We start from the raw sequence: 22,271 nt of genomic DNA, 5'->3' as shown, positions 1-22,271 counted from the left end.
TGTCCGTCGACCTGCTGTCCGTCGGCCGAGGGCAGACGGTCAGATGCGGACCCCTCCGGCCCTCAGATAGGCGACCGGATCGACGTCGCTGCCGAACGTGGGTCCCGTCCGCACCTCGAAGTGCAGGTGCGGGCCCGTGCTGTTGCCGGTGGACCCGGAGCGGCCGATCCGCTGACCCGCGCTCACGTTCTGTCCGGACTTCACGGAGATCGCCGACAGATGGGCGTACTGGGTGTAGCGGCCGTCGGTGTGCCGGATCACCACCTGGTAGCCGAACGAGCCGCCCCAGCCGGAGCTGACGACCTCACCCGCGGCCACCGACTTCACGGTGGTGCCGGTGGGCACGGGGAAGTCGAGGCCCGTGTGGTAGCCCTTCGACCAGGAGGAGCCCGCGGCGCGGTAGGGGGTGCCCGAGGAGGCGTCCACGGGGGCGACGAAGGAGACGGACGCCTTCTTCTCGGCCTTCTCGCGCTTCTCCGGCTTCTTGTTCTCGGTCTTCTGCGCCCTCTTGCTCTCGGTCTTCTCCGGTCTCTTGTCCTCGGTGGTCTTGCCGTGGCCGGAAGACGCCCTCTGCGGCGCGGAGTTCCCGCCGGGCGCGTCGGCACGCAGGTTCAGCCGCTGACCCGGAACGATCAGGTCGGGGTCGCCTCCGATGGTCTTGCGGTTGCCCGCGTACAGCTTCTGCCAGCCGCCGCGGACCTCGCGGGCGTCGGCGATCTCGGAAAGCGTGTCGCCGCGTACGACGGTGTACATCTCCGTGCTGCCCGCCCGGGACTGGGGCGTGGTCTGCGGGGTGACGTCGCGGATCGTGCGCTTGTGCTGTCCCGCGGTCGAGGTCGACGCGCTCGCGGGTTTGATGTCCGGCGTGTCGCCGCCCCGGGTGAGGCCCGCGCGCGCCGAGCACACCGGCCAGGCTCCGGGTCCCTGGCCCCCCAGGACCTTCTCGGCGATGGCGATCTGCTGGTCCTTGGTGGCCAGGTCGGCGCGGGCCGCGTAGGCCGTGCCGCCGTACGCCTCCCAGGTCGACTGGCTGAACTGCAGCCCACCGTAGTAGCCGTTGCCGGTGTTGACGCTCCAGTTGTTGGTGGACTCGCAGGCCGCGACCTTGTTCCAGGTGGTCACGTCGGCGGCGTCCGCGACGCCGGCGCCGATGAGGGGGATCGCCATGCCTGCGCCACTCGCTGTGACGGTGAGTGAGGCCCGGTTGATCCTGTTCGGCTGGTACCGGCGGTGCCGACCGCGTACGGCCATCGAGATGCCCCCTCACATATGCCAGAGGCCGCAAAAGTAAGGGCGGGGAACAGGCCACGACAAGACGGCAATCAGCCGCTCTGTCGCGCCAACTGGCGGGTAAGTGACATGGGTTCGGCGGGCCGTTGAGGAAGGTGGGGCCTTGTCTGCGTAATCATGCGCGTCAGGCCGCGCGGTGGGATCGGCGCCACAGCACGTCAGGATGGCACAAGGGACGGCCCGAGAGGCGATACTGACGGGCACGAACGGCACGACCGATATCAGGACCTACCAGCACCACCGATACCAGGATCCTTTAGGAGCCAACCGTATGAGCACAACAGCCCAGATCGGCGTCACGGGTCTCGCGGTCATGGGGAGCAACCTCGCCCGCAACTTCGCGCGCAACGGTTACACGGTCGCCGTGCACAACCGCACCGCGTCGCGCACGCACGCGCTGGTGAAGGACCACGGGCATGAGGGCGACTTCATCGCGGCCGAGACCGCCAAGGACTTCGTGGCGGCGCTGGAGCGTCCGCGACGCCTGGTCGTGATGGTGAAGGCGGGTGGCCCGACGGACGCGGTGATCGAGGAGTTCGCCCCGCTCCTGGAACCCGGCGACATGATCATCGACGGGGGCAACGCCCACTTCGCCGACACCCGCCGCCGCGAGGCCGCACTGCGCGAGCAGGGCATCCACTTCGTGGGTGCGGGCATCTCCGGCGGTGAGGAGGGCGCGCTGAACGGGCCGAGCATCATGCCGGGCGGCCCGGCCGAGTCGTACGACTCGCTCGGTCCCATGCTGGAGAAGATCTCCGCGAAGGCGGCGGACGGGGCGCCCTGTGTGACGCACGTGGGCCCGGACGGCGCCGGTCACTTCGTGAAGATGGTGCACAACGGCATCGAGTACGCGGACATGCAGCTGATCGGCGAGGCGTACCAGCTGCTGCGCGACGTGGCGGGCTACACCCCCGCGCAGATCGCCGAGATCTTCCGCACGTGGAACACCGGCCGTCTCGACTCGTACCTGATCGAGATCACGGCCGAGGTGCTGGCCCATGTGGACGCGGCGACGGGCAAGCCGTTCGTGGACGTCGTCCAGGACCAGGCCGAGCAGAAGGGCACGGGCCGCTGGACCGTGCAGATCGCGCTGGACCTCGGCGTGCCGGTGTCCGGGATCGCGGAGGCGGTGTTCGCGCGCTCGCTCTCGGGGCACACCGCGCTGCGCGAGGCCTCATCCGGACTCGTCGGTCCGAAGCCCACGGCGCTGAGCGCGTCCGAGGCGGGCGCCTTCGCGGACCGGGTGGAGCAGGCGCTGTACGCGTCGAAGATCGTGTCGTACACGCAGGGCTTCCACGAGATCACCGCGGCCACCGAGGAGTACGACTGGAACATCGACCTCGGCAAGGTCGCCTCCATCTGGCGCGGCGGCTGCATCATCCGCGCGGCCTTCCTGGACCGTATCCGTGCCGCGTACGACGCCCGGCCGGATCTGCCGAGTCTGCTGTCGGACGAGACGTTCGCGCAGGAGATCGCGGCCGCGCAGGACGACTGGCGCGAGGTGCTCGTCGCGGCGACCCGGCAGGGTGTGCCGACGCCGGGCTTCGCGGCGGCACTCGCGTACTACGACGCGCTGCGCGCGGAGCGGCTGCCCGCCGCACTGACCCAGGGGCAGCGGGACTTCTTCGGGGCGCACACGTACCGCAGGACGGACCGGGCGGGCTCGTTCCACACGTTGTGGGGCGGGGACCGGTCGGAGGTCGAGGCGTAGGCGCCGGAGTCGCCGTAGGGCTTGAGATGGCCGGCGGGGTGTTGGCCCCGCCGGGCCATCGGGCTGCTCAGCCAAACGGTTCAGGAAAGCGGTGGACCCGGTTCGGGCTCCGGTACCGGCTCCGGGCCCGGGGGCTTCGGGATGGGAGACGGGGAAGGCTCCGGGGAGGGGCGCGGTTCCGGGTGCGGGTCGGGAGGGCCGGGCTTGGGGCCCGGCTCAGGGAACGGCTCTGGGTGGTCGGGCCCCGGTCCGGGAGTCGGCCCAGGCCTCGCCGGGTCGGGGTGCGGGTGCGTCATGGCGTCCTCCAGCCATGCGATGCGTCGGCTCTGGACTTGCCCCACGAGTACCCGGCTGGTGGACGGACAGTCACCTCCGCTCGGTTCAGACCGTGGCGGCCTGGGGGCTGCGCTCCTGGTCCGAGCCCGGAACCGGTGCGGACGGGTCCGTGCCCAGCGCCACGATGCGATTGTCACGGTCCACGTGCACGACCCGGGGCTTCAGGGTCCGCGCCTCGGCGTCGGAGACCTGGGCGTAGCTGATGATGATCACCAGGTCTCCGGGGTGGACGAGGTGGGCCGCGGCCCCGTTGATACCGATGACTCCCGAGCCGCGCTCGCCCTCGATGACATACGTCTCCAGGCGGGCGCCGTTGGTGATGTCGACGATGTGCACGAGCTCTCCCGGGAGGAGATCGGCCGCGTCGAGGAGATCGGCGTCGATCGTCACGGATCCCACGTAGTGCAGGTCGGCCTGGGTGACAGTGGCTCGGTGGATCTTGGACTTGAACATGGTACGCAACATCGATGCACTCCCACGAGTAGGCTCCCTGCCTGCGTTCTTGCAGGTCAAGGGCTGTTTCCACACCCTACACGAGTCGCTTTTCCAGGCAGGCGACCACCTCGCTCATCGCAGCATTCACCCTCCACGAACATCAAAATTACCGGCATTTTGCTCCAATCAGATTAAAGTAGCGAATTATGGGATTTCTCCGCTCTTCAGCGGACCGAGGAGCTGGCGGCCCCAGCCGCAGCTTCTTCACCGTCGCGCGGTGCCTGCCCTTCGTGGTCATGGCGGCTGTGGTCACGATCGAGTTCTCACCTGCGCACGCGGTATATACGGGCGCTCTGCTGTCCCCGGCGCCGGCGCTGGCCGCGGTGACCATGGGGCCACGCGGCACGGCCACCGTAGCCGCGCTCGCCTTCCTGGTGAGCTCGGCCACCGCGACCAAGAACCACGCCTGGGGCACCGAGCAGGTCTACACCAACCTGGCCGCGCTGCTGGTGGTGACGATGGCGAGCATGGTGAGCAGTGCCGTGCGGGTCCGCAGGACGCGTGAGCTGACGCAGGTGCGGCGCATCGCCGAGGTGTCCCAGAACGTGGTGCTACGGCCGCTGCCCGCCCGTATGGGCACTGTCATGGCCGCCAGTTCCTACCTGGCGGCGGAGCGGGGGGCACAGATCGGCGGCGACCTTTACGAAGCCATGACCACCCGGTTCGGGGTGCGCCTGATCGTCGGGGACGTCAGGGGCAAGGGGCTCGCGGCCGTGCGGTCTGCCGCCGCGGTGCTGGGCGCCTTCCGCGAAGCCGTGCACTACGAGCCCGACCTGGCGGAGGTCATGCACCGCTGTGCGGCCGCACTGCAGCGGGAGTACGCGCTGATGAGCCGGACCGACCCGCGGAACTGGGAGGATCCGGACGAGCAGTTCGTCACCGTGTTGCTGGCGCAGGTGCCGGACGACGCGACGATCCAGCTGATCAACCGCGGCCATCCACCGCCGTTGGTCGTCCACCACGGCGCCGTACGGCCCCTCTCCCCCTCCCGCCCGCTGCCCCCGCTCGGCCTGGAGGAGTTCCTCACCGGCCCGCCCGTCTCCACGGAGACCTTTCCGTTCGCGACGGGCGAGCGGCTGCTGCTGCACACCGACGGCGTGCTGGAGGCGCGCAATCGCACCCATGAGTTCTTCCCGCTGCTGGAGACCCTGGAGACGCTGGATGCGGCCACCCCGGCGGAGTACCTGGACCGGCTGCGCCTGGCGCTGATCCGGCACGCCGACGGGCATCTGGCCGACGACGCGGCGATGATCCTGATCGAGCGGGCCCCCGCAGCCCCCGACGCCATGCGGCCCGGGACTCCTTAGGCCGTGTAAGCCAGCACCCCTTCGGACAGAGCTGTCGGCACCCCGGGCCGGTGGCGGCTCTTTGCCGGCATCTCCACCAACAACGCGGCACTGTCATCGACCTGGCGGCTCGACGCGGACCAGGTTGCCGCCGCTGGGGCGCCGTGCCCAGCAACATCGCGGCGATCGTGGCGACGATGAGGGGATTCGCGCCCAGGCGCCGGTAGATGGGCAGGAACGCCGAGCACCGTTACACGAGACCAAGGAGGCTCGCCACCGACGTCGGCCAACCGGTCTACCGGATGTCCGGTGAGTAACTAGAATCCAGCCAACACGTCCATACCGAAGTGAGGAATGCGATGGCCGAACTGGCCAAGATCACGGTCGAGCCACGGGAGCCGCTGGCCTCCGAGGTCTCCCGCCGCCTGATCGACTATCTGATGTCCGGCGAGGTGCGGCCCGGCGACCGCATCCCCTCCGAGCGGCAGTTGACCGAGATGCTCGGAGTGAACCGTCCCACCGTGCGCGAGGCGATCAAGTCGCTGGGCTTCCTCGGCCTGCTGGAGATCCGCCAGTCCAGCGGGACGTACTTCCGCGGCGCCGACTCCGACGTGCTCTACCGCCTGTTCGAGCTGGGCCTGGTGTTCGGCGGCCAGGTCGCCCAGGACATGGTGCAGGCCCGCGCGGAACTTGAGGTCACCATCGCCGGACTGGCCGCACAGGCCCGCGACGAGGCAGGCGTCGAACTGCTGCGCGCCCGACTGGCCGCCATGCGGGAGTGCCCGGAGGAGGACTTTCCCGAGGCGGACACGGCCTTCCACGCGGCACTGGGAGAGCTGGCCGGCAACACGGTCCTGCGGGACATCCTCAAGGGCATGCGGGCGACGATCCAGCGCGGCTGGGTACAGCGCACAGGCGCGGTCCGGCCCCGCGAGGTGGCCTACGACGACCACGTGCCCATCTTCGAAGCGGTCGCGCAGGGTGACGCGGAGGCCGCCCGCGCGGCGATGGCCCGGCACATGGACGGTGCGTCCCGGCGACTGATGGAGGCGTTGGAGGTGAGGTCAACCGGTTGACCGGTTGATGTGGTGCTTCTACAGTGGCGGCGCGGCAACGCACCGAAAGGTTGCTGCAACCCCTCCCGTGCTTGCTCCGCGTCTTTGGCGATCTGGACGTTCTTGGCGTTGGGCGCCCTTGGCGGCCTCGGGCGTCCTTGGCGTCATCGGCGTTCCCGCGTCGGCCGGAGTCGGCCCGGGGCAGGGACCCCCTCCCGGTCCCCGCCTATCGGAAGAGGAAAGAGACCGGTGATCGAAGCCCACCCCCTGGTCGCCATGATCCATGCCGTGCCGACCGGAGCCCGCGTCGCCCAGGAGGCGTTCGCGCGAGAGTTCCCACAGGCCACGGTGTGGAACGTGCTGGACGACCGTCTTCTGGACGACGCCCGCGACGCCGGCGGTCTCACGGACGTGCTGCGCCGGCGCATGCTTCGCCTGATCGGTCACGTGATGGAGGGCGGTGCCGACGGCCTGCTGCTGACCTGCTCTTCCTACGGGGAAGTGGTGGACACGGCCCGCAGCTTGTGGGACGTGCCCGTCCTGAAGTCCGACGAGGCGCTGTTCAAGGCCGCCCTGGCCGGGCCGTTCGAGCGCATCGCCGTCGTCGCCTCCACTCCGCCCGCCGCTCCGGCGGCCCAGGCCCAGCTCGAAGCGCTCGTCCCGACGGTCAGGCCCGACCGGCCGGTCGACATCGTGACCGCACTGAGCGAAGCCGCGGCCGGCGGGGGCACACCGGAAGTGACCGCCCGTCACCTGGCCGATGCCCTGACATCCGGCGGCGCCGCCGACGCCGACGCGGTGCTGCTGGCTCAGTACTCCCTGGCCCCGGCGCGCGAGGCGCTGGCCGAACTGCTGGACGTCCCGGTGTTTGACGGTGCCGGCGCTGCCGCCCGTGAGCTGCGCGGGCTGCTCCTCCCCGGTGCGGGGCAGACGGCTCCCGTATCGGCGGCCGCGCCGTGACCGCGCCGCGGCCCTGGCCGCTGGCCTACACCGTCTCCAGCGACGACTGCCGCACGCCCATGCCGCTCGGCTTCGACGCACCCTTCGCCGAAGCTGTCCGGCAGCTGGCCGAACTCGGCTACGACGGTGTCGAAGTCCAGGTCCGTGACACCACCGCGCGGGACGCGGACGCCCTGCTGCGGACCGCCGAGAGCAGCGGGACGGAGATCCTCGGTGTCGGTACCGGTCCCGTCGCCGCGCAGGACCATCTGACGCTGACGGACCCCTCACCGGACGTACGGCGTCACGCATTCGACCGGCTGCGGGGCGCGGCCCGCCTCGCCGGGGCCCTCGGTGTTCCGCTCACCCTCGGCCAGACCCGCGGCACCTTCCTGCCGGGGCTGGAGGATGTCCAGCGGGCCTGGGCCGAACGCGCTGTGCGGCAGCTGGCGGAAGAAGCGGCCTCCGTCGGCAGCCGCCTGCTGATCGAGCCGCAGTCACGCGGCAACACGTCCCTGTGGCACACGCCCGAGCAAGCCCTCGCCGTCATGACCGCGCTCGGTGTACCGGCCGGACTGGTGCTGGACACCCATCACCTCGAAGCCGAAGGCATCGATTCCGTCGAGGCCGCCACGGACCACACTCTCCTGACCAGCTGTCTCCAGCTCGCGGCACCCGGCACCCGGGGCCCGCTCACCGTCGGCGACCACCGACTGCCCGCTCTGCTGCGAGCCCTGCGCAGGGGCGGCTTCACCGGGTGGCTGACGCTCGAACACACCCAGGACGGCGACAGTCCCAAGGCCGCCGCCCGGTCCTGGGCCGCCCTGGCCGATGCCGCCGCCACCGTGGCACAGCAACCGCTGTCGCCCTGACCCGCCCCCACACGGGACCGGTTGGTCCCCAGTCGGTCTCCAGAACCGATCGTGCTTCAGAGAGGAACCCGCACCATGAGCACCACCACCTACCGCCTCGGCGTCCTGGAGGGCGACGGTATCGGCCCCGAGATCGTCCCCTCCGCCGTCGAGATCGCCGCCGTCGCCGCCCGGGCCGCCGGTGTCTCCGTCGACTGGGTGCCCCTGCCTCTGGGCGCCGCCGCGATCGAGTCGCACGGCACTCCGGTTCCCGACGAGACCAAGCAGGCCCTGGCCGGCCTGGACGGCTGGTACCTCGGCCCGCACGACTCCGTCAGCTACCCCGAACCGCACAGGTCCGCCCTCAACCCCTCGGGCACCCTGCGCAAGCACTTCCAGCTGTTCGCCAACATCCGCCCCGCCAAGAGCTTCCCCGGTGCGAAGGCCGTCTGCGACAGCGCCGACCTGGTCATCGTCCGGGAGAACACCGAAGGCTTCTACGCCGACCGCAACACCTTCGCCGGCACGGGCGAGTTCATGCCCACCCCCGATACGGCGATCATGATGGGCATCATCACCCGCGAGGCCACCGACCGTGTGGCGCGCGTCGCCTTCGACCTGGCTCGCTCACGCCGCAAGAAGCTCACCATCGTCCACAAGGCCAACGTCCTCAAGCTCACCACCGGCATGTTCCGCACCGTGTGCCAGGAAGTCGCCCAGGACTATCCCGACGTCATGGTGGACGACTTCCACATCGACGCCATGACCGTGCACCTGGTGCGCCGCGCCCAGGACTTCGACGTCATCGTCACCGAGAACATGTTCGGCGACATCCTCTCCGACCTCGCGGGCGAGATCTCCGGCTCGCTGGGCACCGCGCCGTCCATCAACGCCTCCGCGACCACCGCGATGGCCCAGGCGTCCCACGGTTCCGCCCCCGACATCGCCGGGCAGAACACCGCCAACCCGGTCGCCATGATCCTCTCCGGCGCGATGCTGTTCGAGTGGCTCGGTGCCCAACACGGCGACGAGGCGCCGGCCGCCGCCGCGAAGATCATCGAGGCGGGTGTGGCCGACGCCATCGCCGGTGGCACCGCCACCCGCGACCTCGGAGGCAACGCCTCCACCACCGAGTTCACCGCCGCCGTCGTCAAGGCCATCACCGCCGCCGATCAGAAATGACCCACCGCCGGAACTGACTTACCGGGTCCGGGGCGGGCCCTCCCCGAGCCCTGGGCTTCGCTCACCCCTTCAGCGAAAGGCACCTCACGTGACCGCATCAGTCAGCCCCGTCCCCACCGCCGACCTCGTCGACCTTCACGGCACCGATCTGCGCGTCTGCGACCTGCAGTTCCGCCAGTTCGGCGCACACCGCGGCTTCGCCGGGCCGGTGCGCACCGTCTCCTGCCACGAGGACAACGGTCTGCTCCGCGACCTGCTGCGCACGCCCGGAAACGGCAGCGTCCTCGTGGTGGACGGACAGGGCTCCCTGCGCACCGCCCTGGTCGGCGACCTCATCGCCACGGCCGCACAGGACAACGGCTGGGCCGGCCTCGTCCTGCACGGGGCCGTGCGCGACAGCGCCGCCCTCGCCGGGCTCCGGCTCGGCATCAAGGCCCTCGGCACCATCCCCCGCAAGAGCGCCAAGAACGCCACCGGCGCCATCGATGTCCCGGTCACCTTCGGCGGCATCACCTTCAGCCCCGGTGACCTCCTCCACGCCGACGACGACGGCATCGCGCTCCTCCCGCCGCACACCGAGCTCCCCTGACCACGGCGACCCTGATCACCGGTCGCTCTGGTCACCGGTCACTCTGATCAGCAACTCCCCTGTTCACTCAGTACGCCCTTGTACAGGACACACCCGCAGCGCAGACCTACCGCTCCCCCACCGGCACCCGCCACACCACCCTGCCGCCCCCACCGGCAGGGCTGGTCAGCTCCAGCCGGCCCCCCAGCTGCGCGGCCCGCTCGGCCATGTTGTGCAGGCCGCTGCGCCGGCCGCCGGGCGGGATGCCCACACCGTTGTCGGAGACCGTCAGACGCAGCTCCCGGCCATCGGTCTCCAGCACGACCTCGGCCCGGTCGGCGTGGGCGTGGCGGGCGACGTTGGTCAGAGCCTCGGAGAGCACCGCGACCACATGGTCGGCGGTCTCCTTCGTGACCTGGGTGTCCAGCAGGCCCTCCATCCGGAGGCTGGGCGCGAAACCCAGTACCGGCGCGGCCTCACCGGCCACACGCACCACGCGCGCCCGAAGACCCGGTCCGGCGGCGCCCTCACGCGCACGCAGCCCGAAGATCGTCGACCTGATGATCTTGATGGTCTCGTCCAGGTCGTCCACCGCTCGCGCGACGCGCTCCGACGCCTCCGAGTGCTCGATGAAGCGGCCCGCGCTCTGCAGCGTCATACCGGCCGCGAACAGCCGTTGGATCGCCAGGTCGTGGAGGTCCCGGGCGATCCGGTCACGGTCCTGGAGTACGGCGATCCGCTCGGCGTCCTTGCGGTGTTCCGCCAGCTCCATCGCCACCGCGGCCTGCGCGGCGAACCCCTGCAGCGGCTCGGTCTCCTTCTCGGTGAACTCCGTCTGGCCCGCCTCGCGGACGAGAAGGACGATCCCTCGTACGCCGCCGCCCGTGCCGATGGGGACGGCCACGGCCGGGCCGAGGCCGGTGAAGCGCTGTGCCCCGGACGAGGCGCGTTCGTCCCGGGCGATGTCGGAGCTCATGACGGGGGCGGCCCCGGCGAAGGCCCGGCCCAGCAGGCCGTCGTCCGCGGGCAGGACGAGCCCCCGATGTGCCGTGGCCCCCTCCCCGATGGCCAGTTCCACCGTGAGCGCGTCGGTGTTCTCCATCGGCACCACGACCACGGCGAGTTCGGCGGCGGTGATCTCCCTGGCACGCTCGGCGACCAGCCGCAGCACCTCGCCGCTGCCGCTGCCGGACATCAGCCGGTGGGTGATCTCCGCGCTCGCCCGCAGCCAGCGCTCGCGCAGCCGGGACTCCTCGTACAGCCGGGCGTTGTCGATCGCCACACCGGCCGCCACGGCCAGGGTCGACAGCACCGACTCGTCCTCCTCGTCGAACCGCGCCCCGCCGCGTTTCTCGGTGAGGTACAGGTTGCCGAAGACCTGGTCACGCACGCGGATGGGCACACCGAGGAAGGTGTCCATCGGCGGGTGGTGGGGCGGGAAGCCGTACGAGGAGGGGTGCTCGGAGAGTTTCACGAGCCGCAGCGGCTCCGGATGCCGGATCAGTTCTCCCAGGATGCCGTGGCCCTCCGGGTAGTGGCCGATCCTGGCGATCTGTTCCTCGTCGACACCGACCGTGTGGAAGGCCGACAGCCGCTTGCCGTCCGGTCCGATCACGCCCAGGGCGGCGTACTCGGCGTCCACCAGCACGGCGGCGGCCTCCACAATGCTGTGCAGCGCCTGTTCCAGGTCCAGCTCCCGGCCGACCGAGAGGACCGCCTCCAGCAGGCTGTGCACCCGGTCGCGGGTGCCGCGGGCCGCGTCGAGACGGGCCTGCAGTTCCTCCAGCAGCTCGTCCAGCTTCAGCTGGGGCAGCCGTACGCGGGCCTCGCGGGACTCCTCGGAGCCTCCCACCGGTGATCCTCCAGGACCTTCGGACACCGACGACGACCGGCCGTCGCGGTCATGTGCCACGGTAACCGCCCAGCGCGGTGGCGGCGCGGCGCATCATCCCCGAGGCGGGGCTTCAGTGGCGTTCGCGCCGCAGCCGGTCCTGGGCCTGGGTGGCGATGACGGCTGCCTGGATGCGCCGCTCCACGCCGAGTTTGGCCAGCAGCCGGGAGATGTGGTTCTTGACGGTCTTCTCGGCGAGGTAGAGGCGTCGGCCGATCTGGCGGTTGGTCAGCCCCTCACCGATCAGGGCGAGGATCTCCCGCTCCCGCGCCGTCAGACCGGGCAGGCCGTCGGGCTCCGGTTCCCTGGTCTGTTCGCCGCGCAACCGTGCCATCAGCCTGGTGGTGGCGCTGGGGTCGAGCAGGGACTGGCCGGCGGCCACGGTGCGGACGGCGGACACCAGGTCCGAGCCCCGGATCTGCTTCAGGACGTACCCGGACGCCCCCGCCATGATGGAGTCCAGCAGGGCTTCTTCGTCGTCGAACGAGGTCAGCATCAGACAGGCCAGGTCGGGCATGCGGGAGCGCAGCTCGCGGCACACGGTGACTCCGTCGCCGTCGGGCAGGCGCACGTCGAGCACCGCCACGTCGGGACGCAGCGCGGGAACACGCACCAGGGCCTGCTCGACGGTGGCTGCCTCGCCGACCACGGTGATGTCCGGCTCGTCGTTCAGCAGATCGTGCACCCCGCGCCGTACCACCTCGTGGTCGTCCAGCAGGAAGACCCGGATCGGGTGGTCGCCGCCGTGCCGCTCGCCGTCCGCCATCGGATGCTCCTTGTCGTGCGCTGTGTCGTGCGCCGTGTGCAGCTGCTCGAACCTTCTCGATCTTCCTCGATCCTTGTCGCCCGGGGGTCGAACGGCCAGGGCCGTTCGGCCCCTCCTTGCCCGGACCGGCCCATGTGCCTCGGGTGGTCGGGCGGGAGGCTGGAAGTGCTCGGGGCGGAAGTGTCCGCACCCGTGAAGGAGGAAGCGCCGTGAAGACCCACACCATCGGCGAAGTGATGACCAGCGAGGTCGTCCAGGCGCAGTGCGGGACACCGTTCAAGGACGTGGTGCGGCTGCTGGACCGTCACCGGATCAGCGGGCTGCCGGTCGTCGATCACGACGACAGGGTGGTGGGGGTGATCTCCGGGACCGACCTCGTGCACGGACAGGTGGCCCGCGCCGACACGGGCCGGGGCAACACCGGCCGGGGCACCACCGGCCGGGGCAACACGGGCAGGGGCAACACGGGCAGGGGCGGCCGGCTCCGGCTGCCGCGCCTGCGGCGGTCGGGGCAGGCCACCGCCGAACGGGCAGGCGCCACCACCGCGGCGGAACTGATGTCGGCGCCCGCGATCACCGTGCATCCGGAGCAGCTCGTCCCGGACGCCGCACGGATGATGGAGCGTCATGGCATCGAACTCCTTCCCGTCGTGGACGAGGAGGACCGCCTCATCGGCATCGCCACCCGCCGTGACCTGCTGCGCGTCTTCCTCCGCACGGACGAGGAGATCCGGCGGCAGGTGACCGAGGACGTCCTGGCCGGGGCGGGCCTCATGGCCGGGCCCCCGAATCTGCCGCCGCGGCCGGTCGTCGTCCGCGTCCGGGACGGCGTGGTCACCTTGGAAGGGCGCCTGGAGCGCCGTAGCGACATCCCTGTCGTGGTCCGGTCGGCGTGGCGGGTCGAGGGTGTCGTCGGTGTGGTCAACAGCCTGACCTACCGCGTCGACGACATCCACCCGCCCGAGAAGCACCCCTCGCACCGGATCGGCCACTACTGGCTGCCCGAGCGGTGACGGGCCAGGGCCGAACGGCCCTGGTGCGAGGAGCTCCGGTGCCGTTCCAATGGCCTGAGGTGCACGGCGCCGGGCCGTTCGGCTCCGGTGTTCCGGCCGGTGACACGAAACCATGAGCGACGAACCCCCGCGGAAGCCCGCCATGACCATCGACAACGCCCCGCCCTTCGCCGCCGGGCCGCGCCAGAGCATCGAACTCGACAGCGACGAGGCCCTACGGCTGCTGGGCAGCGTGTCCCTGGGCAGGATCGTCTTCACCCTGCACGCGCTGCCGACCATCCGCCCGGTCAACCACGTCCTGGACGACGGCGACATCGTCATCCGCACCCACGAGGGCGCCGCCCTGACCTCGTACGCGCGGCAGACCGACGGCCCGGGCGTGGTCGTGGCGTACGAGGCCGACGCCATCGACCCGGACACCCACCTCGGCTGGAGCGTCGTCGTCACCGGCTACGCCCACCTGGTGACCGACCCTCAGGAGCTGGCCCGCTACCAGGACCTGCTCCACCCCTGGGTGAAGCAGACCATGGACTACGCCGTCCGTATCCGCCCCGACCTCGTCACCGGCATCCGGCTCGCCGTGACCGATCAGCCGTCGGCGCTTCCCGGTGGCGCCTCCCGGTAGCGGACGGCGGCCCGGAACTCCCCCCTCGTTACGGTCAGGCTCATTACGGTCAGGACTTATCAGGACTTGTTACGGTCAGGCCGCCCGGACGGCGACGACGTCGTGCTGCGGCTCGCCGAGCACCACCTTGAGGGCGCCGGTGTCGGCGGCGCGGGCGAAGACGTCGTACGCCTCTTCCATCCGGTCCAGCGGGAAGGTGTGGGTGACCAGCGACGAGGTGGGCAGCCGGCCGGCGGCCGCCATCCGCAGCAGGGTGGGCGTGGAGTAGGTGTCGACCAGGCCCGTGGTGATGGTCACGTTCTTGGACCACAGGTCTTCGAGGTGCAGGCTCGCGGGCCTGCCGTGTACGCCGACGTTGGCCACGTGCCCGCCGGGCCGCACCATGCGTGTGCACAGCTCGAAGGCCTCCGGCGCGCCGACCGCCTCGATGACCACGTCGGCGCCCAGCCCGTCGGTGAGGTCCGCGACCAGCTGCTCCGGGGCTTCGCGGGCATCGGCCACGGCGTCGGCGCCGAGCCCCTTGGCCGCGTCCAGCCGGGCGGGGGCCAGATCCACGGCGATGATGCGTTCCGGGGCGTACAGCTGGCCCGTGGCGATGGCCGCGAGCCCGATGGGACCGGCCCCGACGACGGCGACGGTGTCTCCGGGGTGCACCCGCCCGTTGAGCACGCCCACCTCGTAGCCGGTGGGGAAGATGTCCGCGAGCAGCACGGCGTCCTTGCTGTCCACCGCACCGGACAGTGCGTGAACGGACAGGTCGGCATACGGGACGCGGACGTACTCGGCCTGTGTCCCGTCGATCACGTGGCCGAGGATCCAGCCCCCGCCACCGCGGCACTGGCCGTAGGTCCGCTCCCAGCAGAAGCGGCAGCGACCGCAGGCGGTGATGCAGGAGACCAGGACCCGGTCCCCCGGTTGCACGGTGTGCACGTCGCGGCCCGTTTCGACGACCTCGCCGACCGCCTCGTGCCCCAGCACCGTGCCGGGCCGGACCTCGGGCACGTTGCCTTTGAGGATGTGCAGGTCCGTTCCGCAGATGGTGACGACGTCGACGCGCACGATCGCGTCGGTGGCCTCCTTGACGGCGGGATCCGGAACGTCCTGCCAGGCGGACTGCCCCGGGCCGTGGAAGACGAAGCCCTTCATGACCCTTCCCACCTTCCTCGGTCGGCGCGATGAGTGGGCTCCCCACCTCCATAGTGCCCAGGTCCTGGGACGTCCGCCTGGGGCCGGTCGGTCCCGGACGCCCGGGCAGCGGGGACCGACCGGCCCTTACGCGTTCCCGGCCGCGCCGGATCTCCTGGACTCATGGCCGAAGAGCACACCGGGCACGCGCCGTGCCAGAGCGAGCGCACCGTCGGCGGCACGACCGTCGTGGTGCTGCGTGGCGAGATCGACATCCTCACGGCGCCGGCCGTCGCGGCACGCCTCGACGCCCTGACCGCGGGTCCGCACCCGGACGTCGTGCTCGACCTGCGCCCCGTGACCTTCATCGACTGCACGGGCGTCGGTCTCCTGTGCCGGGCCCGGAACCGCACCAGGGCCCGGGACGGCCGGTTGCGGCTGGTCACGGACAGCGCCTGTTTCCTGCGCATCCTGCGCGGCACCTACCTGAGCGGTGTCTTCGAGGTGTACGGCCACCTGTCCGAGGCCCTCGGCTCACGCACCGATGAGGCCGCCCTCCCCACCTGACCGGAGCCCGGCCAGGGGGCGGCCGGTTCAGGCGTGCGGTACCACCGCGACCGGGCAGCCGGCATGGTGCAGTACCGCGTGCGTGACGGGCTCGATGCGCGTGCCGAGCCGGCTGCCCCGGGTCCGGCGTCCCACGACCACGAGGGAGGCTCGCGACGACGCGCGGATCAGCGCGGTGGCCGCCTGTCCTTCGCCGGATACGGTCTCGGTGACGGGGACCCCGGGGAACTTCTCGCGCCATGGGCGCAGCGGATCCGTGCGCGGGCCGGCCCCCTCGGCGGAGGGAACGCTGAAGGCGTGGACCACGCGCAGTCCGGCAGCGCGGTGCCGGGCGGCCTCGAAGGCGAACTCGATCAGCTCGTCGCCGGGGCGCGGGGTGTCCAGTCCGAGGACGACATCGCGGTACGGGGTCTCGGGTATCTCCTCGGGGGAGACACCGTCGGACACCGGAAGGTGTTCGTCGGCGGACGCCACGCCCGCGCGGACGAGCACCACGGGGTGCGGCGCCCCGGCGACGACCCGCTGGGAGACGGAGCCGACCGCGAACCCCGCGCCACCGCTGAGCCCTCGCGATCCGAGCACCAGCAGTTCCCCCTCGGCGGCCGCCGTGAGCAGGGCGTCGACCGCGGAGCCGGGCACCAGCGCGGCGACGATCCGCAGCCCGGGATGTGCGGCACGGACACTGGCGACCGCCCGGTCGAGGGTCTGCTCGGCCCGGTCGCGCTCACTGGTGCCCGCGGGTACGGGTGCCGGGCGGGGGTGCCGCTGCCACGCGTGCACGAGCCTCAGCGAGGCTCCCCGGCGCAGGGCTTCCCGGGCCGCCCAGTGCGCGGCGGCGAGGCTCTCGGCGGAACCGTCGACTCCCACGGTGACCTGCCGAAGCATGCTGCGTACCTCCTCCGTCCGGCCCTGTTCGCTCCTCTGGTCTCCTGCTCCCCTGCTCCTCTGGTACGAGCATCGTGGGGAGACGGGTTTCTCCGCTGGGGCCGTTCAGGCCCTTCCGCTGGGGCCTTGGGGCCCGGCTCCGGCTCCGGCTCCCGCACGGGGCACCGCGCGCTGGGAGGGCTCCGCCGTGGTACCGCCCGGCCCCGCCATGGGGCCGGGTGGCCCTTGGGCCCGGCCCGGGGCAGGGCAGACGCTGGACGTGTCAGGTTGGTTCGTCCGCCCGTACTGGAGGCAGGCCATGACCGCTCCCGCAACCCCAGGCATGCTGCAGGCCCTGCCGGCCGAGCACCGGGACCGGCTGATGCGCATCGCCCGCGAGGTGTCGTTCCCCCTGGGCGCCCGCCTCTTCGAGGAAGGGGGCCGTGCCGACCGGTTCTGGATCATTCGTACGGGCACCATCGCTCTCGACATGCGGGTGCCCGGTCGTCGCGCGGTCGTCATCGAGAACCTCCGGCACAACGAACTCGTCGGCTGGTCCTGGCTGTTCGGGCCGCACACCTGGCACCTGGGCGCCGAGACGACCACCCCGGTGCGCGCCTACGAGTTCGACGCCACCGCGGTCCGCCTGATGTGCGAGGAGGACCCCGCGCTCGGCGCGAGCGTCGCCCGGTGGGTGGGCGACATCCTCGCCCACCGTCTGCGTTCGGCGCGCACCCGGCTCCTGGACCTGTACGCCCCCTACGGCAGCGGCAGCCACCTGTGACCACCCGGCGAGCCGGAAACGACAGCGTCCAGGGAGGCATGATGCACGACACCCCGCACATCGTCAGCGATGTGATGACCCACACCGTCGCCGCCATCGGCCGCGAGGCCGGCTTCAAGGAGATCGTGCGGATGATGCGGGACTGGCGGGTCAGCGCCCTGCCCGTCCTGGAGGGCGAGGGCCGCGTCGTCGGGGTCGTCTCCGAGGCCGATCTGCTGCCCAAGGAGGAGTTCCGCGACAGCGACCTCGACCTCCCCCGGTACCGGTCTCGCCCGGCCGGGCGCACCCCGGCCGGGCGGCTGCGGCACCCGGCCGACCTGGAGAAGGCCGGTGCGGTGACCGCCGGGGAGCTGATGACCTCTCCCGCCCTGACCGTCCACGCGGACGCGACGCTCGCCCAGGCCGCACGGACCATGGCGCACGCCAAGGTCAAACGGCTTCCCGTGGTCGACGACGTGGGCCTGCTGCAGGGCGTGGTCAGCCGCGGCGACCTGCTCAAGGTGTTCCTGCGCGACGGCGAGGAGATCGCCGAGGAGGTCCGCCGGGAGGTGGTGGCGTACCTCTTCCCGGAGCCGGCGTCGGCCGTTCGCGTCACGGTGGAGGACGGCGTCGTCAGGCTCAGCGGACGGGTGCGTGACCCAGCCCTCCTCCCGGTGGCCGCACGTCTGGTCCGGGCCGTCGAGGGTGTCGTGGACGTGGAGTTCGACTTCTCGGAGCAGGGCACCTCCCGGGTGGCCACCACCCGGGAGGGCTGAGCGTGCCGGGGCCCGCCTCAGCTCTGCGGGGGCGGGACGAGGGTGTTGTCCCCGGTGCGGCCCGCGACGTAGTCCTCGACGTTGCGGGCGGTGGTCTCGACGATCTGCTCGACGGCGTCCCGGGTGAAGTACGCCTGGTGTGAGGTGACCAGCACGTTGTTGAAGGTCATGAGCCGTGCCAGGCGTTCGTCGGTCATGACCTCCAGGGACTTGTCGAGGAAGAACAGTCCCGCCTCCTCCTCGTACACGTCCAGGCCGACGCCTCCGAGACGCCCCGCGCGCAGTGTCTCCAGCAGGGCGTCGGTGTCGACCAGGCCGCCGCGGCTGGTGTTGATCAGGATGGCGTCGTCCTTCATCAGCGCCAGGGCCTCGGCGTCGACCAGGTGGTGGGTGTTCGACAGGAGCGGGACGTGCAGACTGACCACGTCCGCCTCGGCGAGCAGCCACTCGTGTTCGACGTACCGCATGCCGAGGGCCAGGCAGTCGGGGTTCTCGGTGACGTCCCAGCCCAGCAGCCGCATGCCGAAGCCGTGGGCGATCCGGGCGAACGCGGTTCCGATCCTGCCGGTGCCGACCACCCCCGCGGTCCGGCCGTGCAGGTCGCGGCCCATCAGTCCGTCGAGCCGGAAGTCGAACTCCCGGGTCCGTCCGGCTGCGCGGACGATCCGGCGGTCGACGGCGAGCGCCAGGGCCCATGCGAACTCGGCGACCGAGTACGGCGAGTAGGACGCCACCCTGGCCACCGTCAGCCCCAGTGCCTCGGCCGCCGTCAGGTCGATGTTGTTGAAGCCGGTGGCCCGCTGGGCGAGCATCCGTGTGCCGCCTCCGGCCAGCGTGCGCAGGACCTCCGCGTCCAGCGTGTCGTTGGCACCGCAGAGCACGACCTCGTGTCCGGCGGCGGTCGGTGCGGTGTCCCGGTTCAGGAACAGCTCCAGGCAGCGCAGCTCATGACGGCCCCGGAACGCCCGGTCGAACACCGCCCGCAACAGTGGTTCCTCGTCCTTGAGGACGCCGTACGCGACGATCTCCACGCGCGCTCTCCTCCCTCGGGGCGGGTGGTCACCTCTCCACCGTAGGACGCCAGGGGCAGGGCGACAGCGGCGACGGGGCCCACCATTAGGCCCTCTGGGGGTGCGCACCACGACCAGGGACGGCGCTCCATGCCGGTGCCCGGGTTACGGTGCTGTTGGGGCGTTCGACCTTGGAGGCGGCATGGCCGGCACAGAGGCGGCGAAGGTGCCGCGCACGGTGTACGAGCGGGAACTGCGACGCCTGCAGACGGAGTTGGCGAAGCTGCAGGGGTGGGTACGGGCGGAGGGAGCCCGGCTCGTCGTCATCTTCGAGGGACGGGACGCGGCGGGCAAGGGCGGCACGATCAAGCGGGTCACCGAGTACCTCAACCCGCGGGTGGCCCGGACCGTGGCCCTGCCCAAGCCGACCGAGCGCGAGCGCACCCAGTGGTACTTCCAGCGGTACGTCGAGCAGCTGCCCGCCGGCGGCGAGATCGTGCTGTTCGACCGCAGCTGGTACAACCGCGCCGGGGTGGAGCACGTGATGGGCTTCTGCACCAAGGAGGAGCACCAGTTGTTCCTGCGCCAGTGCCCGATCTTCGAGCGGATGCTGGTGGAGGACGGGATCCTGCTGCGGAAGTACTGGTTCTCCGTGAGTGACGACGTGCAGGAGGCGCGGTTCCGGCGGCGGCTGGAGGATCCGACGAAGCGCTGGAAGCTCTCGCCCATGGACCTGGAGTCGATCAGCCGCTGGGAGGCGTACTCCCGGGCCAAGGACGAGATGATGGTGCACACCGACATCGCGGAGGCACCGTGGTACGTCGTGGAGAGCGACGACAAGCGGCGGGCCCGGCTGAACATGATCGCGCACCTGCTGAGCACCGTGCCCTATCACGAGGTGCCGCCGACGGTGCTGGACCTGCCGGCGCGCCCACCGTCGACCGGCTACGAACGGACGCCGCGCGATCTGCAGACGTACGTCCCCGATCACGCGGCGACCCTCTGAACCGTGTCGCCCGCGGTGGCCCGGTCACCGCGGGGGCGGCGCCGGCGGCCCGCGGCGACACGGCCGAGCCGGAGGTCCCTGCCTACGCCGCCGGCTCCTCCCTGTCCCTACGCCGCCGGCTCCTCGGCGGGATCGATCCCCGTCACACCGGCGGCCCCGGCCTCCACCACGTGCTTCTCGAACTGCGTACGGTACAAATCCGCGTAGCGTCCGCCCGTGGCCAGGAGTTCCTCATGCGTGCCGCGTTCCACGATCCGGCCGGCCTCGACCACCAGGATCAGGTCGGCGGCCCGTACCGTCGACAGGCGGTGGGCGATGACCACGGCCGTCCGGCCCTCCAGGGCTTCGGCGAGGGCTTCCTGGACGGCCGCTTCGGAGGTGTTGTCGAGGTGGGCGGTCGCCTCGTCGAGGATGACGACACGCTGGCGGGCGAGCAGCAGGCGGGCGATGGTCATGCGCTGGCGTTCGCCGCCGGAGAGCCGGTAGCCGCGTTCGCCGACGACCGTGTCCAGGCCGTCGGGCAGGGAGCGCACGAGGGTGTCGAGGCGGGCACGGCTCAGGACGTCCCACACCTCGTCGTCCGTGGCGTCGGGCCGGGCGAGCAGCAGGTTGGCGCGTACCGAGTCGTGGAACAGGTGGCCGTCCTGGGTGACCATGCCGAGGGTCTGGCGCAGCGATGCGGCGGTCAGGTCGCGGACGTCCACGCCGCCGATGCGGACGGTGCCGTCGTCGGTGTCGTACAGCCGGGGCAGGAGCCCCGCGATGGTCGACTTGCCCGCGCCGGACGAGCCGACGAGTGCGACGGTCTGACCGGGTTCGGCGCGGAAGGAGACTCCGTGCAGGACCTCGGCGCCGCCGCGGGTGTCGAGGGAGGCGACCTCCTCCAGCGAGGCGAGGGAGACCTTGTCGGCGGACGGGTAGCCGAAGCGGACGTTCTCGAACTCCACGGCCACCGGGCCGTCGGGGACCGCCCGAGCGTCCGGCTTCTCCTCGATGAGCGGCTTCAGGTCCAGCACTTCGAAGACGCGCTCGAAGCTCACCAGGGCGCTCATGATCTCGACGCGCGCCCCGGCGAGCGCGGTGAGTGGCGCGTAGAGGCGGGTCAGCAGGAGGGCGAGGGAGACCACCGCGCCCGGTTCCAGGGTGTCGTGCAGCGCGAGCCAGCCGCCGAGGCCGTACACCAGGGCGAGCGCCAGGGCCGACACCAGGGTGAGGGCCGTGATGAACGCCGACTGCGCCATGGCGGTCCGGACCCCGATGTCCCGTACCCGCCGGGCCCGCGCCGCGAACTCCGCGGACTCGTCGCCGGGGCGCCCGAAGAGCTTGACGAGGGTGGCGCCGGGTGCCGAGAAGCGCTCGGTCATCCGGGTGCCCATGGCCGCGTTGAGGTTCGCCGCCTCCCGCTGGAGTCCGGCCATGCGGCGGCCCATGCGCCGGGCGGGCACCACGAACACCGGCAGCAGAACCAGGGAGAGCAGTGTGACCTGCCAGGACAGGGTGAGCATCACGGCGAGGGTGAGCAGGAGCGTCACGAGGTTGCTCACCACTCCGGACAGGGTGTTGCTGAACGCCCGTTGCGCACCGATCACGTCGTTGTTGAGACGACTGACGAGCGCTCCCGTACGGGTGCGTGTGAAGAACGCGACGGGCATGCGCTGCACATGATCGAACACAGCCGTCCGAAGATCGAGGATGAGGCTCTCGCCGAGGGTCGCCGACAGCCAGCGGCCGAGCAGGCCGAAGGCGGCTTCGGCGAGCGCGATAAGGGCGATGAGCACGGCCAGGCGCACGACGACGGCCTCGTCGTGGCCGGACACGATGGCGTCCACGACGCGCCCCGCGAGCACCGGCGTGGCGACGGCGAGGAACGCTGTCACCACGCTCAGCAGGACGAACTGTGCGATGCGCTTGCGGTGCGGGCGGGCGAAGGCGGCGATGCGGCGCAGCGTCGCGCGGGCGACGGGTCTGCGCTCCTGCGCGTTCATGACGCTGTGCAGTTGGGTCCAGGCGGTGGTCTCCATGCTCATGGACCAGAGGTTAGGACCTCAAGCATTCTTGAGGTCAAGGAGGTTGCGTCTGCCGTCTCTCCTTGTCCTGAGCGTCAGCCGCCGTCCCCGCGCCCGCAACCGCCCGTTGGTGCGCGGCGGGAAAC

At 71.3% G+C, this 22,271-nt stretch carries 21 protein-coding genes; 13 read left to right on the top strand and 8 right to left on the bottom strand.

The annotated features are described in order from the left end of the window. Positions 1–39: 39 nt before the first annotated feature. Entirely contained in the window at positions 40–1,251 is a 1,212-nt protein-coding gene (locus IE262_RS16520) for a transglycosylase family protein (protein WP_189874454.1), read from the bottom strand. Between the two features lie 310 nt (positions 1,252–1,561). Here IE262_RS16520 and gnd point away from each other — a divergent pair, with 310 nt between their 5' ends. Next, a complete protein-coding gene (gnd, locus tag IE262_RS16515) occupies positions 1,562–3,001 on the top strand; it encodes an NADP-dependent phosphogluconate dehydrogenase (protein ID WP_189874452.1) in 1,440 nt (479 codons plus the stop codon). Positions 3,002–3,382: 381 nt separating this feature from the next. On the opposite strand, the gene panD is transcribed toward gnd, so the two are convergent. After that, positions 3,383–3,802 carry an aspartate 1-decarboxylase gene (gene panD, locus IE262_RS16510; protein WP_134037526.1) on the bottom strand — a complete coding sequence of 140 codons (420 nt, stop codon included), beginning with the start codon at positions 3,800–3,802 and terminating at the stop codon, positions 3,383–3,385. Positions 3,803–4,068: 266 nt separating this feature from the next. Between panD and IE262_RS16505 the strand changes: the two genes are divergently transcribed. The 6 genes from IE262_RS16505 to rraA all read left to right on the top strand — a co-directional run bounded on the left by IE262_RS16505 (position 4,069) and on the right by rraA (position 9,734). Beyond that, positions 4,069–5,139, top strand: coding sequence for a PP2C family protein-serine/threonine phosphatase (locus IE262_RS16505; RefSeq protein ID WP_308432760.1), 1,071 nt, complete (start codon positions 4,069–4,071; stop codon positions 5,137–5,139). Between the two features lie 338 nt (positions 5,140–5,477). After that, the gene (locus IE262_RS16500; protein ID WP_189874448.1) at positions 5,478–6,194 is read left to right on the top strand and encodes a FadR/GntR family transcriptional regulator; all 717 of its coding nucleotides are present in this window, start codon (positions 5,478–5,480) and stop codon (positions 6,192–6,194) included. Between the two features lie 228 nt (positions 6,195–6,422). After that, positions 6,423–7,133 carry an aspartate/glutamate racemase family protein gene (locus tag IE262_RS16495; protein WP_189874446.1) on the top strand — a complete coding sequence of 237 codons (711 nt, stop codon included), beginning with the start codon at positions 6,423–6,425 and terminating at the stop codon, positions 7,131–7,133. Next, entirely contained in the window at positions 7,130–7,984 is an 855-nt protein-coding gene (locus IE262_RS16490; RefSeq protein ID WP_229877289.1) for a sugar phosphate isomerase/epimerase family protein, read from the top strand. Before IE262_RS16495 ends, IE262_RS16490 begins: the two co-directional genes overlap by 4 nt. A 75-nt stretch (positions 7,985–8,059) precedes the next feature. Continuing rightward, positions 8,060–9,145, top strand: coding sequence for an isocitrate/isopropylmalate dehydrogenase family protein (locus tag IE262_RS16485; RefSeq protein ID WP_189874444.1), 1,086 nt, complete (start codon positions 8,060–8,062; stop codon positions 9,143–9,145). A gap of 88 nt (positions 9,146–9,233) precedes the next feature. Then, positions 9,234–9,734, top strand: a complete 501-nt coding sequence (rraA, locus tag IE262_RS16480) for a ribonuclease E activity regulator RraA (RefSeq protein ID WP_134037511.1) — start codon at positions 9,234–9,236, stop codon at positions 9,732–9,734. Positions 9,735–9,840: 106 nt separating this feature from the next. Here the strand turns inward: rraA and IE262_RS16475 are convergent, their stop codons facing one another. Beyond that, a complete protein-coding gene (locus IE262_RS16475; RefSeq protein ID WP_134037506.1) occupies positions 9,841–11,565 on the bottom strand; it encodes a sensor histidine kinase in 1,725 nt (574 codons plus the stop codon). A gap of 112 nt (positions 11,566–11,677) precedes the next feature. Further along, complete coding sequence (locus IE262_RS16470; RefSeq protein ID WP_189874442.1) at positions 11,678–12,370, bottom strand: response regulator; 693 nt, start codon at positions 12,368–12,370, stop codon at positions 11,678–11,680. Between the two features lie 209 nt (positions 12,371–12,579). Here IE262_RS16470 and IE262_RS16465 point away from each other — a divergent pair, with 209 nt between their 5' ends. Together IE262_RS16465 and IE262_RS16460 are read left to right on the top strand one after the other, a co-directional pair. Further along, positions 12,580–13,383, top strand: a complete 804-nt coding sequence (locus tag IE262_RS16465) for a CBS domain-containing protein (RefSeq protein WP_229877288.1) — start codon at positions 12,580–12,582, stop codon at positions 13,381–13,383. Between the two features lie 112 nt (positions 13,384–13,495). Beyond that, positions 13,496–14,008, top strand: coding sequence for a pyridoxamine 5'-phosphate oxidase family protein (locus tag IE262_RS16460; RefSeq protein WP_134037500.1), 513 nt, complete (start codon positions 13,496–13,498; stop codon positions 14,006–14,008). 75 nt (positions 14,009–14,083) lie between these two features. On the opposite strand, the gene IE262_RS16455 is transcribed toward IE262_RS16460, so the two are convergent. Next, positions 14,084–15,154 (bottom strand): zinc-dependent alcohol dehydrogenase family protein, encoded by a 1,071-nt coding sequence (locus tag IE262_RS16455; RefSeq protein WP_189874440.1) that lies wholly within the window; start codon positions 15,152–15,154, stop codon positions 14,084–14,086. Between the two features lie 162 nt (positions 15,155–15,316). Here IE262_RS16455 and IE262_RS16450 point away from each other — a divergent pair, with 162 nt between their 5' ends. After that, a complete protein-coding gene (locus IE262_RS16450) occupies positions 15,317–15,700 on the top strand; it encodes an STAS domain-containing protein (RefSeq protein WP_189874438.1) in 384 nt (127 codons plus the stop codon). A gap of 27 nt (positions 15,701–15,727) precedes the next feature. Here the strand turns inward: IE262_RS16450 and IE262_RS16445 are convergent, their stop codons facing one another. Further along, a complete protein-coding gene (locus tag IE262_RS16445; RefSeq protein WP_189874436.1) occupies positions 15,728–16,585 on the bottom strand; it encodes a universal stress protein in 858 nt (285 codons plus the stop codon). Positions 16,586–16,883: 298 nt separating this feature from the next. Here IE262_RS16445 and IE262_RS16440 point away from each other — a divergent pair, with 298 nt between their 5' ends. Then, a complete protein-coding gene (locus IE262_RS16440) occupies positions 16,884–17,348 on the top strand; it encodes a Crp/Fnr family transcriptional regulator (RefSeq protein WP_134037487.1) in 465 nt (154 codons plus the stop codon). A 41-nt stretch (positions 17,349–17,389) separates the two neighbouring features. Next, entirely contained in the window at positions 17,390–18,103 is a 714-nt protein-coding gene (locus IE262_RS16435) for a CBS domain-containing protein (protein ID WP_189874585.1), read from the top strand. 17 nt (positions 18,104–18,120) lie between these two features. Here the strand turns inward: IE262_RS16435 and IE262_RS16430 are convergent, their stop codons facing one another. Then, positions 18,121–19,134, bottom strand: coding sequence for a 2-hydroxyacid dehydrogenase (locus IE262_RS16430; protein WP_134037484.1), 1,014 nt, complete (start codon positions 19,132–19,134; stop codon positions 18,121–18,123). Between the two features lie 181 nt (positions 19,135–19,315). On the opposite strand from IE262_RS16430, the gene ppk2 reads away from it, so the two are divergent. Further along, positions 19,316–20,119: a polyphosphate kinase 2 gene (gene ppk2, locus IE262_RS16425; protein WP_189874434.1), complete on the top strand. Its 804-nt coding sequence runs from the start codon at positions 19,316–19,318 to the stop codon at positions 20,117–20,119. A gap of 107 nt (positions 20,120–20,226) precedes the next feature. Here ppk2 and IE262_RS16420 read toward each other — a convergent pair whose 3' ends face one another. Then, complete coding sequence (locus tag IE262_RS16420; RefSeq protein ID WP_229877295.1) at positions 20,227–22,140, bottom strand: ABC transporter ATP-binding protein; 1,914 nt, start codon at positions 22,138–22,140, stop codon at positions 20,227–20,229. Between the last annotated feature and the right edge of the window lie 131 nt (positions 22,141–22,271).

This window comes from Streptomyces bluensis, from assembly GCF_014650715.1.
In the GTDB taxonomy this organism is placed as follows: domain Bacteria; phylum Actinomycetota; class Actinomycetes; order Streptomycetales; family Streptomycetaceae; genus Streptomyces; species Streptomyces bluensis.
Note: the sequence above shows the minus strand (reverse complement) of the source record. Positions and strands in the feature narration are given on the sequence as shown.

What these genes read in the sequence shown, in the direction of transcription:
- IE262_RS16520 (WP_189874454.1), bottom strand. Translation starts at nt 1,251, where the DNA reads ATGGCCGTACGCGGTCGGCACCGCCGGTACCAGCCGAACAGGATCAAC.
- gnd (WP_189874452.1), top strand. Translation starts at nt 1,562, where the DNA reads ATGAGCACAACAGCCCAGATCGGCGTCACGGGTCTCGCGGTCATGGGG.
- panD (WP_134037526.1), bottom strand. Translation starts at nt 3,802, where the DNA reads ATGTTGCGTACCATGTTCAAGTCCAAGATCCACCGAGCCACTGTCACC.
- IE262_RS16505 (WP_308432760.1), top strand. Translation starts at nt 4,069, where the DNA reads ATGGCGGCTGTGGTCACGATCGAGTTCTCACCTGCGCACGCGGTATAT.
- IE262_RS16500 (WP_189874448.1), top strand. Translation starts at nt 5,478, where the DNA reads ATGGCCGAACTGGCCAAGATCACGGTCGAGCCACGGGAGCCGCTGGCC.
- IE262_RS16485 (WP_189874444.1), top strand. Translation starts at nt 8,060, where the DNA reads ATGAGCACCACCACCTACCGCCTCGGCGTCCTGGAGGGCGACGGTATC.
- IE262_RS16470 (WP_189874442.1), bottom strand. Translation starts at nt 12,370, where the DNA reads ATGGCGGACGGCGAGCGGCACGGCGGCGACCACCCGATCCGGGTCTTC.
- IE262_RS16460 (WP_134037500.1), top strand. Translation starts at nt 13,496, where the DNA reads ATGAGCGACGAACCCCCGCGGAAGCCCGCCATGACCATCGACAACGCC.
- IE262_RS16455 (WP_189874440.1), bottom strand. Translation starts at nt 15,154, where the DNA reads ATGAAGGGCTTCGTCTTCCACGGCCCGGGGCAGTCCGCCTGGCAGGAC.
- IE262_RS16450 (WP_189874438.1), top strand. Translation starts at nt 15,317, where the DNA reads ATGGCCGAAGAGCACACCGGGCACGCGCCGTGCCAGAGCGAGCGCACC.
- IE262_RS16445 (WP_189874436.1), bottom strand. Translation starts at nt 16,585, where the DNA reads ATGCTTCGGCAGGTCACCGTGGGAGTCGACGGTTCCGCCGAGAGCCTC.
- IE262_RS16440 (WP_134037487.1), top strand. Translation starts at nt 16,884, where the DNA reads ATGACCGCTCCCGCAACCCCAGGCATGCTGCAGGCCCTGCCGGCCGAG.
- IE262_RS16435 (WP_189874585.1), top strand. Translation starts at nt 17,390, where the DNA reads ATGCACGACACCCCGCACATCGTCAGCGATGTGATGACCCACACCGTC.
- ppk2 (WP_189874434.1), top strand. Translation starts at nt 19,316, where the DNA reads ATGGCCGGCACAGAGGCGGCGAAGGTGCCGCGCACGGTGTACGAGCGG.
- IE262_RS16420 (WP_229877295.1), bottom strand. Translation starts at nt 22,140, where the DNA reads ATGGAGACCACCGCCTGGACCCAACTGCACAGCGTCATGAACGCGCAG.